The organism is Myxococcus dinghuensis (assembly GCF_024198235.1).
Lineage (GTDB): Bacteria > Myxococcota > Myxococcia > Myxococcales > Myxococcaceae > Myxococcus > Myxococcus dinghuensis.
Window position 1 is genome coordinate 45,887 of the sequence record NZ_JAKCFB010000042.1, and the last position, 17,216, is coordinate 63,102.

Annotated in this window: 16 protein-coding genes; 3 read left to right on the forward strand and 13 right to left on the reverse strand. The window is 72.2% G+C overall.

Going from position 1 to position 17,216, the window contains the following annotated elements; all coding sequences use genetic code 11:
* Nucleotides 1-287 precede the first annotated feature (287 nt).
* Nucleotides 288-2,147 carry a sensor histidine kinase gene (locus tag LZ198_RS35235; RefSeq protein ID WP_253976526.1) on the forward strand — a complete coding sequence of 620 codons (1,860 nt, stop codon included), beginning with the start codon at nt 288-290 and terminating at the stop codon, nt 2,145-2,147.
* A gap of 9 nt (nt 2,148-2,156) precedes the next feature.
* On the opposite strand, the gene LZ198_RS35240 is transcribed toward LZ198_RS35235, so the two are convergent.
* The 3 genes from LZ198_RS35240 to LZ198_RS35250 form a co-directional block, all read right to left on the reverse strand.
* A complete protein-coding gene (locus LZ198_RS35240; protein WP_323383231.1) occupies nt 2,157-2,576 on the reverse strand; it encodes a nuclear transport factor 2 family protein in 420 nt (139 codons plus the stop codon).
* Between the two features lie 190 nt (nt 2,577-2,766).
* Nucleotides 2,767-4,224: a hypothetical protein gene (locus LZ198_RS35245; RefSeq protein WP_253976528.1), complete on the reverse strand. Its 1,458-nt coding sequence runs from the start codon at nt 4,222-4,224 to the stop codon at nt 2,767-2,769.
* A gap of 145 nt (nt 4,225-4,369) precedes the next feature.
* Nucleotides 4,370-5,998: a sensor histidine kinase gene (locus tag LZ198_RS35250; RefSeq protein ID WP_253976529.1), complete on the reverse strand. Its 1,629-nt coding sequence runs from the start codon at nt 5,996-5,998 to the stop codon at nt 4,370-4,372.
* 179 nt (nt 5,999-6,177) lie between these two features.
* Here LZ198_RS35250 and LZ198_RS35255 point away from each other — a divergent pair, with 179 nt between their 5' ends.
* On the forward strand, nt 6,178-6,960 hold the full coding sequence (locus LZ198_RS35255) for an acyl-CoA desaturase (protein WP_253976530.1): 783 nt from the start codon (nt 6,178-6,180) through the stop codon (nt 6,958-6,960).
* Between the two features lie 6 nt (nt 6,961-6,966).
* Here LZ198_RS35255 and LZ198_RS35260 read toward each other — a convergent pair whose 3' ends face one another.
* Genes LZ198_RS35260 through LZ198_RS35280 form a run of 5 tightly spaced genes read right to left on the reverse strand, consistent with a single transcriptional unit; the run spans nt 6,967 to nt 11,395 of the window.
* The gene (locus LZ198_RS35260; RefSeq protein ID WP_253976531.1) at nt 6,967-7,986 is read right to left on the reverse strand and encodes a c-type cytochrome; all 1,020 of its coding nucleotides are present in this window, start codon (nt 7,984-7,986) and stop codon (nt 6,967-6,969) included.
* A complete protein-coding gene (locus tag LZ198_RS35265) occupies nt 7,983-8,594 on the reverse strand; it encodes a cytochrome c oxidase subunit 3 family protein (protein ID WP_253976532.1) in 612 nt (203 codons plus the stop codon). Before LZ198_RS35265 ends, LZ198_RS35260 begins: the two co-directional genes overlap by 4 nt.
* Nucleotides 8,595-8,622: 28 nt before the next feature.
* Nucleotides 8,623-10,356 carry a cytochrome c oxidase subunit I gene (locus tag LZ198_RS35270; RefSeq protein WP_253976533.1) on the reverse strand — a complete coding sequence of 578 codons (1,734 nt, stop codon included), beginning with the start codon at nt 10,354-10,356 and terminating at the stop codon, nt 8,623-8,625.
* On the reverse strand, nt 10,353-11,165 hold the full coding sequence (locus LZ198_RS35275) for a cytochrome c oxidase subunit II (protein WP_253976534.1): 813 nt from the start codon (nt 11,163-11,165) through the stop codon (nt 10,353-10,355). The genes LZ198_RS35270 and LZ198_RS35275 overlap by 4 nt, the downstream gene beginning before the upstream one ends.
* Nucleotides 11,162-11,395 carry a hypothetical protein gene (locus LZ198_RS35280; protein WP_253976535.1) on the reverse strand — a complete coding sequence of 78 codons (234 nt, stop codon included), beginning with the start codon at nt 11,393-11,395 and terminating at the stop codon, nt 11,162-11,164. Before LZ198_RS35280 ends, LZ198_RS35275 begins: the two co-directional genes overlap by 4 nt.
* Nucleotides 11,396-11,921: 526 nt before the next feature.
* On the opposite strand from LZ198_RS35280, the gene LZ198_RS35285 reads away from it, so the two are divergent.
* The gene (locus LZ198_RS35285) at nt 11,922-12,581 is read left to right on the forward strand and encodes an SCO family protein (RefSeq protein ID WP_253976536.1); all 660 of its coding nucleotides are present in this window, start codon (nt 11,922-11,924) and stop codon (nt 12,579-12,581) included.
* Between the two features lie 613 nt (nt 12,582-13,194).
* Here LZ198_RS35285 and LZ198_RS35290 read toward each other — a convergent pair.
* The 5 genes from LZ198_RS35290 to LZ198_RS35310 all read right to left on the reverse strand — a co-directional run bounded on the left by LZ198_RS35290 (nt 13,195) and on the right by LZ198_RS35310 (nt 17,139).
* Entirely contained in the window at nt 13,195-13,623 is a 429-nt protein-coding gene (locus tag LZ198_RS35290; protein ID WP_253976537.1) for a hypothetical protein, read from the reverse strand.
* A 150-nt stretch (nt 13,624-13,773) separates the two neighbouring features.
* Nucleotides 13,774-14,253 carry a hypothetical protein gene (locus LZ198_RS35295; protein ID WP_253976538.1) on the reverse strand — a complete coding sequence of 160 codons (480 nt, stop codon included), beginning with the start codon at nt 14,251-14,253 and terminating at the stop codon, nt 13,774-13,776.
* A 62-nt stretch (nt 14,254-14,315) separates the two neighbouring features.
* Nucleotides 14,316-14,855 carry an O-acetyl-ADP-ribose deacetylase gene (locus LZ198_RS35300; RefSeq protein WP_253976539.1) on the reverse strand — a complete coding sequence of 180 codons (540 nt, stop codon included), beginning with the start codon at nt 14,853-14,855 and terminating at the stop codon, nt 14,316-14,318.
* A 181-nt stretch (nt 14,856-15,036) separates the two neighbouring features.
* Nucleotides 15,037-15,624, reverse strand: coding sequence for a Fis family transcriptional regulator (locus LZ198_RS35305; RefSeq protein WP_253976540.1), 588 nt, complete (start codon nt 15,622-15,624; stop codon nt 15,037-15,039).
* Nucleotides 15,625-15,786: 162 nt separating this feature from the next.
* Nucleotides 15,787-17,139: a universal stress protein gene (locus LZ198_RS35310; protein ID WP_253976541.1), complete on the reverse strand. Its 1,353-nt coding sequence runs from the start codon at nt 17,137-17,139 to the stop codon at nt 15,787-15,789.
* Nucleotides 17,140-17,216 lie beyond the last annotated feature (77 nt).

Sequence of the window (17,216 nt, forward strand, 5' to 3'; positions counted from 1 at the left end):
GAGTGACTTCCAGGGTGGGCCGGGCCCGTCGCCCGGACCCCAGGGGGACCCTCGGGAGACGGTAGCGCCACACGACGCATTGCGAAAGGAGCATGGCGGTTTGTCGGGTTTGTCCGACAGGAACCTTCCTTCCCGCTTCGGGTCGGACCGCTCCGGGCGGTGTGTTCACTGGGCACGCGAGCGAGTGACGGGCTTGCGACAATCATGGGCCGGGGGCCGGAAATCCGGCCTCGGATGCGTTTCAGTGGAGCCGCTCACGGTGTCACCTGCGCCGGGGGGCACCGCGCATGGAGAAGCATTCGTCCGCCAGCCTCCGGTTGCCGCTCCCCGAGGAAGGGCAGGGCACGGGGCTGGACCTGCTGGCCGAGGCCCGCCGGGCGCGCCAGGGGGCGGAGCTGGCCAGCGCTCGGATGCGCAGCCTCCAGTCGCTCACGCTGGCGCTGTCCGGAGCCCTGACACCGGAGGACGTGGCCCGGGCCGTGGTGGTGGAGGCGGCGCGCACGATGGAGGCCCACATCGGCGTCCTGTACCTGCTCGACGCGGCGGGCACCTGGCTGGAGCTGATGCACGCGGTGCGCTGTCCTCCGGAGGTGGAGGCCCTGGTGCGCCGCCTCCCGCTGGAGGCGAACCTGCCGGTGGCGGAGGCGGTGCGGACGCGCGCGCCGCTGTGGCTGGAGAGCTATGAGCGGATGACGGAGCGCTTCCCGCCCGCCTCCATCCTGACGCGCCCGGCGCACGGGAACATGTCGCTGGCGTGCCTGCCGCTGCACGCGCGGGGGCGGACGGTGGGGGCGCTGGGCTTCACGTGGGAGCGCTCGCGCGACTTCGACACGGAGGAGCGGGCCTTCATGGACATGATGGCGCAGCAGGCCAGCATGGCCCTGGAGCGCGCGCGGCTCCTGTCCGCCGAGCGGCGGCAGGTGGAGCGCACGGAGCTGCTCCAGCGGGCCACCGCGATGCTCGCCACGTCGCTGGACCTGGGCCCCACCCTGCGCGGCGTGGCGCTGGGGCTCGTGCCCACGCTGGGCGACTTCTGCATCATCGACGTGATGGGGCCGGACCGGGAGGTGCGCCGCACCTTCCACGCCTCCACGCCCGAGTGCGCCGCGCTGCTCGCCGCCAGCCGGTGGCAACCCTCCGAGCGCCCCGGCACGCAGGTGTGCGCGCTCGCCAGCGGGCGGCCCCAGTTCCATCCCCAGGTGAACGCCGCGTGGGTGGAGGGCACCGCGTGTGGCCCGGAGCAGCTCACGCTGCTGCGCGCGCTGGCGCCCTGCTCCTGGCTGTCCGTGCCCCTGGAGACGCCGGAGGGGCTGCTCGGCGCGCTGACGCTGGGACACTCCCTCTCCGGGCAGCACCACACGCCCGAGGACCTCGCGCTCGCCACGGAGCTGGCGCGCCGCGCCAGCGCGGCCGTGCAGAACGCGCACCTGTTCCACCAGACCCAGCAGGCGCTCCAACTGCGCGACGAGTTCCTCGCCATCGCCAGCCACGAGCTGAACACGCCGCTGACCGCCCTGAAGCTGCAACTGTCCCGGCTGCGGCGCATGTCCTCGGACGTGGACATGCAGGAGCGCACCCTGTCCGCCGTGCAGCAGGTGGACCGGCTGGGCCGGCTGGTGCGCGAGCTGTTGGAGGTGGCCAACCTGTCCGAGGGCCGCCTGCACCTCGCGCCGGAGCCCATGGACCTGGTGGGGGTCTGCCGCGACGTGCTGGAGCGCTTCGCCGACGAGCAGTCCCGCGCGGGCACCACCGTCTACCTGCACGCCTCCGACGCGGTGATGGGCCGGTGGGACCACTCCCGGGTGGACGGCATGGTGACGCACCTGGTGTCCAACGCCCTCAAGTACGGCCAGGGGCGGCCGGTGGACGTGGAGGTGCGCGGCATCCCCGGAGACCTGGCGCGGCTGGTGGTGCGGGACCGGGGCATCGGCATCCCTCCGGAGCAGTTGGCCCACCTCTTCCAGCGCTTCGGCCGGGCGGTCCCCCTGCGCCACTACGGCGGCTTCGGGCTGGGGCTGTGGTTCTCCCGCCAGGTGGTGGAGGCCCACGGCGGCCACATCCACCTGGAGAGCGCGCCGGGCCAGGGCACCACCGTCACCGTGGAGCTGCCGCGCACGCCCGAGTCCCCCGACGACGCCTACCCCTGAGCCCCGCGCTCACGCCGGCGTGGTGGCGGGCACCTCCGAGCGCCGCGCGGTGCCCTGGGTCAGCTCCAGGCCCAGCAGGTGGGGGTCGAAATACGCGTAGAACCGGCGGATGTGCTCCCCATCCCACTCCAGGATGGAGACCCCTTCGTAGGCCACGGCCGCGCCGTTCTGCGCGGTGCCGTGGGACTCCCACTCCAGCGCGACGCGCTCCCCGGCTTCGATCTGGTTGCGGAAGACGGACTTCACCTGGCGCAGCGTGCTCTTGTACTCGGACCAGAACCTCCGGGCGCCGTCCTTGCCGGAGAAGTTCCGCGAGGAGGCCACGTTGCTCACCTGCGCGTCGTCGCTGAAGAGGGCCACCATGCCCTCCACGTCCCCGTCCTCCTCCAGCCTCGACAGTGCATCCACGAACCGCTGTGCTCGCTCCATCGCCATGCGCATCCTCGCTCGACCCGGGTGAAAGGAGTCTCCTTCCGGGGAGGGTGCGCACGGCCTGGAGGCATGGCGCCGCCCCCGGCCTCCTCCCCCGCCCGACAGGCGACCGGCACCGGAGGCCCGCCCGCTCCGTCGGCCCGGCCCGGAGGGAGGGGAGGACGAGCGGCCCCGAGGGAGGGCGCCGTCATCCGCGCGGGAGGGCCCGGGCCCAGTCCTCCCGCGTCCAGCCGTTCAGCGTGTAGCGCTCTTGCTGCCCCCGCGTCAGCGCCTCCCAGGACACGCCGCGAGACAGCTCGGGGGGTTCGTCGAAGATGCCCACGTGGGCCCGGTCGACGGCCGCCTCCGCGCGCTCCCGCGACAGGCCCTTCATGGTCGCGCCGAGCTTCACCTCCGCCTTGTCGCGCTCCGTCTTCACCTGCGCGTAGACGCCCCCGCCGAACTTCGCCGCCTCCGTGTCGAGCGTCACGTAGCCGCCGAAGGTCTCCCCCACGCCGACCGACACCTTCAGCTCTCCATCCGAGGCGCGCCCGAGGCTGACCACCCCCAGGTCCACCTTCACCTCCGAGCGGGTCTGCCCCTTCGTATCGCGCGAGACCTCCAGCCCCAGCGGGCCCCCCTTCACCGACACGGCCGACTTCGACTTCACGTCCACGCGGCCCCGTGAATCGAGCGAGGCCTCCCCGCCCAGCTTGAAGCTGTCCCGCGACAGCTCGGCCTCGCCCTCCAGCGCGAAGGTGCCTCCCGCGCGCTGACCGGAGAGCGCCCACTGTCGCGCGCTGACGGCCTGCCAGGCGCGCACGGTGGACTCGGGTGTCCCGATGGCCCTGCGCCACTCGCGGGCCCGCGCCTCCCGCTGGGGGTCGCGCGCCTCCAGGCCGAGCACCCGGTCCCGGAGGTCCGCCTCGCGAGGGGGGCCGAGCCCACGCAGCTCCGGCAGGCTCTTCGCGTCCTCGACGGCGCGCGTGTACCGGTCGAGGTACTCCCCATGGGCCGCGAGGTACGCGCGCCCCGCGCCCACCGCGTGCTCGGCCACGGCGCCCCGGAGTGAGGCGGGGAGCCGGGGCCCCTCGCGGTAGAAGTCCGGTCGCCCCGGGTAGCCCAAGGGCCCCGACGCGGGCGCCCCCTGGAGTCGCAGCAGCAGTCCCTTGGATTCGGCCTGTGACAGGAAGGCCTTGCGCGCCTCCGGCCCCTGCTCGCCCACGTACGTCTTCAGCAACCCGTCGCGCTCCAGCCGCTCCAGGGCCGCGCGATACACCTCGGGCTCCAGCTTCCCGAGCGCCCCATGCACCGCCGCCACGTCGCCATCCGTGACGGCCCAGTCCGCCACGCCTCGCGTCAGCCTCGACTGGAGGTCCGCATACGTGTCCGCGGGCACCTCGGGCGAGGCCGCGCGCAGCCTTCCGCCCGTCGCCGCCAGCGCTCCCGCGGAGACCGCCGGCCCCGAGTCCCGCGGCACCACCGGGCCCTTCGCCGTCCCCGACGAGGCGCGTGGTGCCGGGCCGTCGTAGGGCCTCACCGCGTCGTGCTCGCGGGGCGTCGCGAGCGAGGGCGCGCGCGGCAAGGACGGGCTGGCGGGCGGGAGGGGTTCGGCGGTGGGGTCGGGAGACAGCGGCGAGGCGCCGGACGGCTCGATTCGGGACATGGGGTCGACTCCGGAAAGGACCTCCGGGCCCGTTGCATCCAGCGCACCAGGACGTCCCTCCAGCGAGCCGCCCCGCGCGACGCCTCCCCGGAATCGCGACTCCGGGACGTGGCATCTCCGCGAACGGACGTCCCGCCCCGCCCCGCTACGACTGGAAGGGCCGCGCGTCGAGCGGGAGCTCCAGCGCGAACGTCGTCCCGTGTCGCGCGTCGCTCTCGACGGTGACCCGTCCCCCGTGGGCCTGGGCGCACCCCCAGACCAGCGTCAGCCCCAGGCCCCAGCCCCTGGCCGGCCCCGCCTCCGCGGAGCGCGTCCGGTTGAAGGGTTTGAAGATGGCCTCCTGGTCGGCGACGGCGATCATCTTCCCTTCGTTGTGGACCGCGGCCCTCGCGCCGGACTCCGTCCGCGCCACCGTGACGGTGATGGGGGTGTTGGCGGCCCCGTACTTCACCGCGTTGCTCGCGAGGTTCCAGAGCGCGCGGCGCAGCTCCTCGGCGCTCCAGATGCCCCGGACCTCCGGCTGCGCGTGGAGGATGAAGCGCTCGCCGTGCAGGGCGCGCATCTCCTCGACGACCTCCAGGGCGACCCCACCCAGGTCACACAGGTCGAGCCGCAACGGGAGCCGCTCGCCCGCCCGGATGCGGTTCGCGTCGAGCAGGTTGCGGATCATCTGGTCGGCCCGCTCGATGCTGTGGTCGATCTTCAGCGCCAGGTCCCGCCGTTCGTCGAGCTTCGCGGGATTCCGGCTGAGCATGTACGCGCTCACCTTCGCCGCGGACAAGGGACCGCGGAGGTCATGGGCCAGCACGGACACGAACCGCTCACGCAGGTCCCGCTCCGCGTGCAGCGCGCCGACCTGCTGTTGCAGGTCCGCATGCAGCTTCGCGTTGTCCAGATGGACCGTCAGGCGCTCGCCCAGCGACACGAGCCGCCGCCGCTCGCCGGGAGAGAACTCCCGAGGCGCGGCGCTGCCGACGTACATGACCCCCGCCAGCGCGTGGCGCGTGTTCAGACGCACGCCGAGCAGGGAGCGGATGCCGTCCCGTTGGAGCGCCTGGGCCTCCTCGCTTCCAGGGTGTGCGTCGAGGTGGATGGTCACCGCGTCCACCTGTGGAGGCGCGCGCCCCACCGTCGGAGCGAGGGGCTGGATGGCCGACATGAAGCGGGGCCAGGGACCTTCCACCACGCCCACGGAGGCCATCATGACGCGCTCGGGAGTCGCGGGCTCGTACAGGAGCAGGGCCGCGCACCGGGCCCCCATGGACTCCTGCACCAGCGCGAGGACCTCCTTCAGCCGGTCCTTGAGCGCGACGGAGTCCACCTCGAGGGCCTCGCTCGCCACCTCCTGGATGAGCCGGAGATAGCGCTTCTCCGTCCGCTCATCCTCCAGGAGCCGCCCGAGGAAGACCTCCATCGCCGCCGCCGACATCGCGTGCAGCTCGGAGAAGAGGCGCTCGACCTCCAGCGCCTCGGGCGCTTGCCGACGCGGCTCCGCGGTCCACCTGCGGACGATGCAGCGCCCCAGGATGCCGAGCTCCTCGACACTCTGGGCCAGGTGGAACCCGGGACGGAGCTGTGTCGTCAGGGCGATGACGAAGCGTGACCGTCGGGCAGCGGGGGTCCCCGGCGAGGAGAGGGCCTCCAGGCAGGCCGGGATGACGTCGAGGAGTTCGGGCGCGGCCAGCCCTCGCGCCGTGGCCGCGAGCGTCGCCTCGTCACTCCAGCACTGGAGGAGTTCATTCCGATGACCGTGGATGACCTCCGTGACGCTCACGCCGACCCCGCTGCTCTCACGCGTTCACCCTCCGGAGAAGTCACCCGAGCTGCCTGGGTGCGTCCCCTCCTCGGCCAAGGCGAGGAGCATCCAACGAAACGGCGTGTCGCCTGTTGGCCTGCTGACGCTTTCGGTCGATCCCTGACACCCACGTGACACCGCGCGCGGTTTGCCCCTCCATGGTTCCATTCTTCTTCGTCACGCACTGGGCCCTGAGCGTCTTCTTCCAGAGTCTCTTCCAGCATCGCTACGCCGCGCACCGCATGTACACGATGAAGCCGCGCACCGAGCGGGCGCTCCACCTGTGCACCGCGCTCGTGCAGGGCTCGAGCTACCTCGACCCGCGCGCGTACGCGCTCCTGCACCGCGAACACCACGCGTTCGCGGACACCGCGAAGGACCCGCACGCGCCCACCCATCACCGGAACCCGCTGCGGATGATGCGCGAGACGGCGCGGCGCTTCGAGGGCCTGCTCACCCGACGCCTGCGCTCCGAGCCACGCTTCGAGGGAGGCTATCCGGAGTGGCCGCTCGCGGAGCGGGTCTTCAACCACTGGGCCTCTCGCGTCACCTTCGGCGCGCTCTACACCCTGTTCTACGTGCGCTTCGCCACCCAGCCGTGGCACTGGCTGCTCCTGCCCGCGCAGTTCGTGCTCGGCCCCATCCACGGCGCCATCGTCAACTGGTGTGGCCACCGCTACGGCTACCGCAACTTCGCGACGCGGGACGAGTCCCGCAACTCGCTGCCGGTCGACCTGCTGTGCATGGGCGAGCTGTTCCAGAACAACCACCATGCCCGCCCCGCGAGCCCCAACTTCGCCTCGCGCCGCTTCGAGGTGGACCCGGTGTGGCATGCGCTGCGGCTGCTCTCCCGGCTGAAGCTCATCCGACTCCAGTCGAGCCCCGCCTCCCAGCTCGTGCCCCTCCCGGAGACGACGGACTCCGTGGCCACGGCCGCGTGACGCAGGTCAGGGAGGGCTCCCCATGGTGGAGCTCCGGAGCCGGGCCTTGAGCACGTCCGCCTCGTCCGTGTCGCGCAGCCTCACGAGCGATTGCACGTAGTACGCGAGCGCCCAGAGGTTCTCCTCGGGGATGGCGCCCTTCCAGGTGGGCATGGCCGCGCCCCCCACGCCGGAGGCAATCACCCGGTAGAGGTCCTCGCGCTGGCGCTCCGCCGTGTACGGTGTGCCGTCGACCCGCTCGCCCTCCGGCCACACCGTGCGCAGCTCGTGGAAGAGGAAGTCCGGCGGGAGCACCTTCTGCGTACGCGTGGGCTCGCCCTTCGCGTCCAGCTCCACGGGGTGGTCGGACTCGCGGGCCTGCGCGGTGTACGGGTCCAGCTTGGAGAGGTCCACCTTGCGGCCCAGGGACGTCCCCAGCAGCGCGGCCAGCTCGGCGCGCGGCAGGTACGCGACATGGCAGCCCGAGCAGCCCGCGTTCCCCTTCCCCGCGACGTGATACGCGACCCTGCCGCGCTCCAGGGCCTCCGCCTCGCGGCCCTTCCACGGGTCCGGCGACACGGGCAGCGGCGGTCCGGGTGGCTCCTGCGTCCAGCGGGGGCTGAAGGTCTTCAGGTACTGCAGCACCGCGTCCTGGTCCGCGTCCGGGACGTCCCAGGCGAACATCGGCGTGCCGTGCAGGCCACGGCGCAGCGTGCGCTTCAACGCCTCGTCCGTGGGTAGCTCGCCCACCGCGACGTCTCCGAACTTGAAGAGGGCCAGCCGGAAGTTGCGCGGCACCGGCCGCATGCCGCGACCCGCGGGCCCCTGCCCGTCCCCGTTCTCGCCGTGGCACGAGGCGCAGTAGTACGTGTACACCGAGTGCCCGCGCGACAGCGTCTCCGCCGGGACGACCCGCCCGTCCGCGAGCTTCAGCGGCTCGAACGTGGGACTGGAGCGCGAGCGACAACCCGCCAGCGCGAGCACCGCGACGAGCCCCAGCGCCCATCGGCCCGACGACCCGGACATCCGCGCGCCGCGAGAGTTCATGGGAGGTACACCGCCGCGAAGAGGAACAGCCACATCCCGGACACGAAGCGCCAACCGAGGACGTGGCGCCGCAGCGAGGCTCTCACATCCGCGCCCCGCAGGTGTCGGACGGCGACGAGGAAGAAGCCGAACATCACCCCGACGACATGCAGCGCGTGCAGGGCGGTGAGGCCGTAGAAGGCGGACGCGGGCACGCCGCCCTCGGGGATGCGCAGGTGCTCGTTCCACCAGGCCAGGTGCGTCCACGTCGCCTGGAGCGCGAGGAAGACGAGCCCCAGCCCCAGCGCGACCCACGGCGTGAAGGGCGTGGCGGACGGCTCGCGGAGGTCGCGGCGCACCGCGAGCGGCAGCAGGCCATTGCCCACGAGCAGCGCCAGCCCCGTGCCTCCCATCGCCCAGCGGGAGATGGGCAGCTCCGGCCACGGCGCGCGCATCCGGAACCAACCCACCGCGAAGACGAGCGACACGAAGAACATCGCCCAGGCCGACCATCCGAGCACCGTGCCGAGCCAGGCCGTGCCCTCGTCCTGACGGGACGCGCGGGAGGACGGAGGAGGTGTCGAGGAGGATGGCTCCGGCGGCATCGCGTGCATGGAATCCGTGCTCATTCGACCGCCTCGGAGATGTCGGGGCGCATCACGTCACGACCCCCAGCGCGGGGGGCTCGGATGCCGAGGCCGACGCGGGCTCACCCGGCAGCGCCTCCGCCTGTCCCAACCAATCGCGCCCCAGCCTCTCGAGCGACTCGGGCTGCGACAGCGCATGCGGCCCGCGCAGCACCACGGGGACGTGCGGGAAGTTGTCCTCGGGCGGAGGGCTCGGCGCGCAGGTCCACTCCAGGGTGCCCACGCTCCAGGGGTTCGGCCCGGCCGCGCGCCCACGCCGCAGCGTCCACACCAGGTTCACCACGAACAGCACCTGCACCGCGCCCAGCAGGAACGCACACGCCGTCGTCCACTGGTTCAGCGGAAGCAGGTGCCGCAGGAACGTGTACTGGTACGGGTCGTAGAGGCGGCGCAGTTGTCCCGCGTAGCCCGCCGCGAGCTGTCCGCCGAACACGCCGAGGAACAACACCGCGCTGACCAGGACGTGTGCCTTCGCGAGGCCCTCGTGCAACGCGCGGCCGAACATCTTCGGGAACCAGAAGTAGAGGCCCGCGAAGACACCGAGGAAGCTCGCGGCGCCCATCGTCAGGTGGAAGTGGCCCACCACCCACAGCGTCCCGTGCAACGGCACGTCGGTGGCCACCGCGCCCAACGCGAGCCCGGTGATGCCGCCCAGGCCGAACACGACCATCGTCGTCAACGCCGCGAGCATCGGCGACGTGAGCCGCACGCTCCCCCGCCACAACGTCATCAACCAGTTGAGGAACATCACCTCCGCCGGCAGCGAGATGAGCAGCGTCAACACCATGAACGTGCGCCCGAGCACCGGCGACATGCCGCTGGTGAAGAGGTGATGCGCGTAGACGAGCCCGCTCAGCGCGGACACCGCGCCCATGGCGCCCGCCGTCAGCCGATAGCCATGCGCGGGCTTCCGACTGAAGAAGGCCACGAAGTCCCCCACCATGCCCCAGGCCGGGAGGATGAGGATGTAGACCTCCGGGTGGCCGAACAGCCAGAACAGGTGCTGGTACACCAGCGGGTCCCCGCCTCCCCCCACCGCCGCCGCGCCCGCCACGAAGAACTGCGTGCCGAGCAACCGGTCCATCAACACCATCACCGTGGCCGCCGCGAGCACCGGCACGAACAACACGTTGAGCACCGAGGCGTAGAACAGGCCCCACACCGTCAGCGGCAGCCGTCCCCACGTCATCCCCGGCGCCCGGCACCGCACCACCGTGACGACGAAGTTGAGGCCGTACAGGAACGCCGACACGCCCGCGCACAGCACCGCCACCGTCACCAGCGTCTGCCCCAGGCCCGGCGTGAAGACCGACGTCGACAAGGGCGGGTACGCCGTCCATCCCGCGCTCGCCGGCCCGAGCCGCAGTCCGAACGAGGCCAGCACCAGCACCCCGCCCAGCGCGTAGACCCAGTAGCCCACGGATGACAGCCGGGGAAAGGCCAGCCCCCTCGCGCCGATGGCCAGGGGCAACACGAAGTGCCCCAGCGCGCCGAACAACAGCGGCGTCACCGCGAAGAAGATCATCACCAGCCCGTGCATGGTGAACACCGCCGTGTACGTGGGCGGGGTCAACGCGCCTCGTGACTCGGGGAGGGCCCACGCGAGCCCCGGCACCGGCTGCCCGGGGAAGGCCCACTGCCAACGGATGAGCAGCGCCAGCAACCCTCCGAACAACAGGAAGCCGAGCCCGCTCCACAGGTAGCGCCGCGCCACCGCCTTGTGGTCGGTCGCGAAGAGACTCATGGCGCCTTCCACTCCCAACCCCAGTTCGCGGCGGTGTCGTCGGCGTCGTAGACGCGCTCCGCCTGCCGCCCCGCTTCCTGGAGCCACGTCGCATAGGACTCCGGCGACACGGCGCGCAGCACGCCGCGCATCCGGTAGTGGCTGGTGCCGCAGTGCTGATAGCAGGCCACCTCCCAGTCGCCCTCACGCGCGGCCTGGAACCATGTCTGGTTCACGCGCCCCGGAATCGCGTCCAGCTTCACGCGGAAGTGCGGCAGCGAGAAGCCGTGCACCACGTCCGTGGAGACCACCTGCACCCAGACGGGCACTCCCGCGGGCACACGCAGGTCGTTCCACGTCACCACGTCGTCCGCCGTGCCGAAGCGCCCATCCGCGCCCGCGTACCGCGCCTCCCAGGACCACTGGTGCGCGTTGATTTCGATGCGCACCGTGCGCGGGTCCTTCGCGGGGACCTCGAGGTTCCACAGCACGTCGCGCAGGTAGCCCTCCGAGCCCACCAGCAGCGTCCCGTCCACGACGAGGAACACGCTCAACGCCAACCCCAGCACCCACGCACGGGAGCGTCGCGTGCCGCCGTCCGACGCCGCGCGCCGCGCCCCTCGGAAGCGCCACACCGCCACGGCCAGCCAGCCGAGCGCCACCAGCGCCAGCCCCGCCTCGAACCGGTGGCTCCAGCCCAGCAGCGCGTCGATGCGATGCCCGTGGGTGCTCGCATCCTCGGGGAGCGACAGCGTCCACGCTCGCGACGCGTCGCCGCGCGGACTCCCGGCGGGAGCCTCGACGACGGGCCGGGGCGAGGAGTCGCTCATCGCTGCTCCTCGCGCGCGAGCCGCCGGACCGCCCACACGCCCATGCCCACCACGAGCAAGGGCGAGAGCATCAGCCCCGCCACCAACAACACCGAGCGCACCGCGGACTCCGGCTCACGCAGCGCACAGGTCGCGCATGCCAGCGCGTCCACGGGGATGATGGACAGGAGCACCGCCCACCGCGACACGGTGAGCATTCCGCGCGGTGCACGGCCCTCCGAAGGGCGCACGCCACGCACTCCAGGCCCACGTGTGTCAGGAGGAAGCCGGGCCTCGCCTTCGCGACGGACCTGGACGTGCTCGCTCGTCATCGCCGCATCCGGGCTGCGGACCGCGCGCAGGCCACGACCACTCCCCGTCGGCCCCGACCTGCTGACCGTTCCCGGGGAAGGGCGCGCCTGGCCATCGCGAACGACCTCGACGGGCTCGCCCGTCATCGCCGCCCCTGGGCAGAGGACCACGCTCGGCTCACGGCCCGAAGGAGTCACGTCCCTCGGCGCCGACCCGCGCACGTCGCCGCGCGCCGTTCCTGGAGAGCGGTTGGCCGCGCCTTCGCGAACCACATGGGAGTGCTCGCCCGTCATCGCCGGCCCCCGGGCTAGCACGCGGCATGGTGCCCCTCAAGGCGTGGGCCTCCGCTGGGCCTGCCTGCCCTCGGGGCGACCCGCTGTCGCCTACAGCGCCTGAGTAGGCAGGTTGACCGTGCGCGCCCCGCCGCGCTTGTGCCCGTGCGGACCTTTCGTTAGTTCCGCCCCCATGTCCGTCGAATCCCCGCTCGCGATTCCCCAGGCCCGCCTCACCCAGCGCCCCGGCTTCTGGGCCGGCATCGCCGTCGCCGCGCTGTGCATCACCGCCGCCGCCGGGTTCAGCATGCTGCGTGGACGGAGCGAGCCGCTCCCCCAGCTCGGAGCGCTCCCGGACTTCACCTTCACCCGGCAGGACGGGAAGCCGTTCGGCAACGCCCAGCTCCGCGGTCACCCCTTCATCGCCAACTTCATCTTCACGCGCTGCCCCACCGTGTGCCCCGCCTTCACGCGGAAGATGGCCCACGTGCAGCAGAGCACCGCGTCGCTCGGCGCCGACCTCCAGCTCGTGTCCTTCTCCGTCGACCCGAAGTACGACACGCCCGAGCGCCTCGCCGAGTACGGCCAGCTCCACGGCGCCGACTTCGCCCGCTGGAGCTTCCTCACCGGCGACTACGAGGTGCTCAAGGACACCATCGTCCAGGGCTTCAAGGTCAGCATGGGCCGAGAGGCCGGCGCCCCCGAGGACGACCTGCTCTCCATCTTCCACGGCACCCACTTCGTCCTCGTGGATGCTCACGGCCAGGTGCGCGGCTACTACGACAGCGCCGACAGCAGCTCCACCGACCGGCTCCTGAGCGACGTCCATCGCCTGGTCCGCGACGAGGGCTGAGTCGTCCTCGAGGTGTCTGGCCCGCACGGGCGTGGCGGTGGGGTTGATCCACCCTCCCCGAACCAACCCGCCCCACCACCGCGACGGTTGCCTCCCACCTCGCGGATCCACCCGCTCGAAGCCCGAGCGGGTCGGTGGACCGCCTATTCACTCCGAGTCTCGATTGTTGCGAGTGCCTCGGGGCTCACCGAGGGGCACCGGAGACCCAGGCCGTGGATCGCAGCCGGCGTCCCGTCTTGGCGCCCCAGGCCTCACCTCCGAACAACCGCCCCAGTCGAAGAACGCCCCGAGGCTCGCTGGCCTCACGGCCCCAACCGGAGCGACCCCTCTTCGCGCGTGGGACACCCTCGCAAGGGAGCCCGGGTCCAGCAGGCACCGGGCCGCGCCCACGCATCGGCACCAGGAGAAGCCGGGCTCCGCGCGGATGTCGCCCATGGGGCAGGCGCCCCCCCCAACACCTGGGCCCAGCGCCCCTGGCATCCGTGGAGCCGGGAACGAGCGCGCGCCCCGAGTCGCTCCGGCGTCTGGCCCGCAAAGCCGAAGGGCCGGCCCCGCGTTGGCGGGAACCGGCCCTCGGTTGGCTACGTCATCGCGCCTGGGGCGCGAGCGTGGCTCAGAAGATGGAGGCGGCCTGCTTGTGGGCGAAGATGTTCGCCAGGTTGGCCTGGCCCTGGGGGTTGCCCAGCGCGCCGAGCTGGCCGGCGATGCCACCGACCGTCTGGGCGACCTTGGACAGCTGGCCCGCGCCGTCGGCGATCTTCGAGAGGAAGCCGATGCCGGACAGGGGGCCGGCACCGAGCAGCGCCGTCGCGCCCTGCTTCAGCAGGTTCTCGGCGATGGGGCCGAGGAACTTGCCGGCGAAGGGAATCTTGCCCAGCGTCTCGCCGATCTTCTTGGCGAAGGGCTCGATCAGGGCCGAGGCCGGCTTCGACAGGGTGTCAACGACCTTGCCCGCGATGTTGGTCACGCCCTTCGCGAAGTCCGCAACCTTGTTCGCGATGTTCTTGAAGCCGTTGAAGAGACCGCCGATGTTCAAGCCCATGATATCACCCCGTGATTGCTAGGAAGTTTGGTGAGGCGCGTTCGCCGAAGAGAAGACTCAGAGTGATTCTCGGTGGGGGCGTGGAATTGTTTCCGCCAGAATTTCCGGTTCATTTTCCCCGGCATTCCGCCCGCCCCGCCCGGCCGGATTTCAGACCCGACCGCCGCCGCCACCACCACGCTTGAGCTGATCCATGAGCGCCTTGCGCTCGGCCTCGTCCTGGGGGCTCGTCGAGGGCGCCGCATCACCCGCCGGAGCGGTCTCGCCCGACAGGGACGGCTTGCCGGCCGCGCCCTTCGACTCGGAGAACTTGGAGGCCTCGAAGTCCGGCGGAGAACCGGGCAGCTCGCCCTTCACCCCTTTGACGACGATGTCCACCGCGTCGTCGACGGTCACCGGGGTGACGCCGTTCTTGCGCAGGTCCTCGTCGGAGACGATGGTGAGCTGGGGCTCCAGGTCCTTGTCCTGCGCGTACTTCAGGACGAGCTCGACGTACTCCTCGAGCTTCAACTGGACCGCGTCGGCGATCTTCTTCGTGTCCGGGTCCTTGAGCAGCTCGGCGCGAACCACCTCGATGGGACGCTTGAGGCCGTTCTTGGGCTTGTCAGCACCGCTCCCCTGCTGAGACATGGCTTGGCTCCACGTAGGAAGAAATAAGGCAGTGGCGCGGACTGTAGCCCAGTTTTCCCCGTTCACACATTCCTCGCCCCACCATCCGAATCCAGCGCCGCCAGTGTGCGCTCATACGTCTCCAGGTCCGGCTGGGAGAAGAGGACCACTGTCACCTTCTCAAGAAGTGGCAGTCGCCCCAGGCCCGCACGGATTTCCCGCAGGGCGATGGCCGCGGCCCGGTCGATGGGGAAGCGGTAGATGCCGGTGGAGATGGAGGGGAAGGCGACGGAGCGGAAGCCCCTGGCCTCCACGAGCGCGAAGGCGCTCTGGTAGCAGCGCGCCAGCGTCGCGGCCTCGCCCCGACCACCGCCCTGCCAGACGGGGCCCACGGTGTGGATGACGTGGCGCGCGGGCAGACGGTAGCCGCGGGTCAGCTTCGCCTGGCCCGGGTTGCAGCCTCCCAGCAGGCGGCACTCGGCCACCAGCTCCGGCCCCGCGGCGCGGTGGATGGCGCCATCCACGCCGCCGCCTCCGAGCAGCGAGGTGTTGGCGGCGTTGACGATGGCATCCGCGTCGACCCGGGTGATGTCTCCTCGGATGAGCGCCAGCTTCGTGTCCATGGACGGGCTCCTGACTGTGTCGCGGCGAGGTGGGCCGCGAGGGACGCCCTCGTTCGCCGGACGCTGACGGAGTCGAGGGACGCGACAGGGCACACCCCGCCCCACGGCGTCGATGCGCCCCGGGGCGTGTGGCGGTGGCGTCACGAGGCCCGGCGGTCGACCCGGCCGGGCCCGGGCGACGTCAGCGCGGCTGGGCGTTGCGCTGGGCCGCCTTGCGCGAGGCGACGGAGGACTTGCGCTGGCGGGGAGCGGTGCGCGTCACCGACCCCGGGCGACGGGCCTCGGCGGCGGCGCGCGCGAGCTCCTCGGCGGCCTTCACGGCGGCGGCCTTGATGGCCAGTTGCTCCGCCTGGAGCGCCCAGCGCCGGCGCAGCAGGTCCCGCAGGCCCTCGCGCTGGAGATCCACCTGGGCCTGGTGCAGGCGGTAGTGCAGGTCCTCGCGCAGCGTGCCGCGCGCCAGCGCGGACTCCGCGCCGCCGGACAGGCCCACCACCACCTTGGGGCGCTCCTCCTGCATCTGCAGGCAGCGGAGGATGTGGCTCTGCCCGTCCCGCCCGAGCTTGGCGGCATCGGCGATGAACACCACGCCGTTGCGCTGGCGCAGCGCCGTGGGGAGGTCCGCGGCCTGGCGCACCTCCACCAGCTCCGCATCGAAGTGGCGCGCCGCCTCCTGGGCCCAGCACCGCCGGTCTTCTTCAGTCCCTCCGTGGATGAGGACAGACGCACGGTTGCAGACGAGCTCTTCTTCTCGGTAACCGCTCAGTGTCATCCGGCAAACCCCCTGCCGACTGAGATAGCGTGGCGGCGCGATTCTAACGTCCCACGGGGTCCACCGTTCAACGGCCCGGCTGTCCTCGCAGGTGGGGCACGCGATGACCCACCCTGAAAGGCCTTTCATGTACGAGGGGGCCAGCGCGTCCCGCGGGCCCTCTCACGCGGTGGGCACCACCATGACGGGCCGCCGGCAGCGCGCCACCAGCTCGCGGGCGATGGCGCCGTGCAGGTGGTCCGGCTCCCGGGGCCCCTCGCCGGAGGTGCCCACGCACACCAGGTCCACGCCCTCGCGCTCCGTGGCCTGGCAGATGGCCTGCGTCACGTCGTCGCCGGAGACACCCTCCACGCTCCACTGGAGCGCCTGGGCGCCCTCGTCGCGCGGCACCAGCGACCACAGCCGTCGCAACATGGCGTCCCGTCCGTGGAGCGGCTCCGGCAGCACGCCGTAGTGGTCCGGGTAGCCCGGCTCGCCCATGCGCTTGCGGTGCACGTGCAGCAGGTGCACTCGGCCTCCGGGGCCCACCAGGGTGCGCGCCTGGGAGATGGCGCGCAGGCTGGCCTCGGAGAAGTCCACCGGGACCAGGACGCTGCGCGGCGGCAGGGCGTGGCGCGGCGCGCGCATCGCCTCCGGCACGCACACCACCGCCTGCTCCGCGTGGCGCAGCACGCCCGCGGACACCGAGCCATGCCACAGCCGCTTCACCATGCCGCGCGCGTGCATGCCCACCACCACCAGGTCCGCGCCGCGCTCCAGCGCCACGTGCAGCAGGTGGTCCGCGGGCCGGCCGAAGCCCGGCTCCAGCACCACCTCCACGCGCCCCTCGCCCAGGAGGTCCCCCACCCGCTCGCGCACCTCGCGCTGGAGCACCGTCGTCACCGCCGGGTCCAGCTTCTCCATGTCCCGCGCCGCCGGCTCCAGCACGTCTACGTGCACCGGCGTGTGGATGCCCAACCGCTCCCGCTCCTCCAGCGGCGAGCACACGTAGGTGGCCAGCACGTCGCACGCGCCCACCCGGCGCAGCTCGCGCAGGAACGTGACCGCGGCCTCGGTGGTGGCCGACAGCGGATCCACGCCCACCACCACCAGCAGGCGCCGGCGCCCGCGGACCCAGTCCACCAACGCCTCCGCGCGCCGCACCGACAGCACCGGGCCACACCCCGCCCGCGCCATCCGCTCCGGCAGCGTCGCGCGGCGCCAGGCCGACGTGCGCCACCCCTCCGCCTCCACCACCACCCAGCGGGAGTGGCGGCACTCCGCGTCCTCCAGCACGTCCTCCGCGAAGGACTGCACCCGGCAGTGGATCCGCCCCTCGGGGAGCCCCAGGCGCTCGGCCACCTCCTCGAGGCGCTCCTGGTGCTCGTCGAGCGACACCGCGTCCGCCGGGCCGGCGTCGCCCTCCAGCACCCCGACGAGCAGCAAGGGCTCCCCCAGCTTCGTCGCCAGCGCCGCCGCGACCTCCGGGGCGCCCGGGCCTCTCTCGGACAGGTGGGTTGCACAGACGATGGCCATGGCCGCCCTCCTCGGTGGGTGCAGGCGTTCCACACCCATAGGAAGAACAGATGGCCACGATGAGTGGCGGCCGGCGG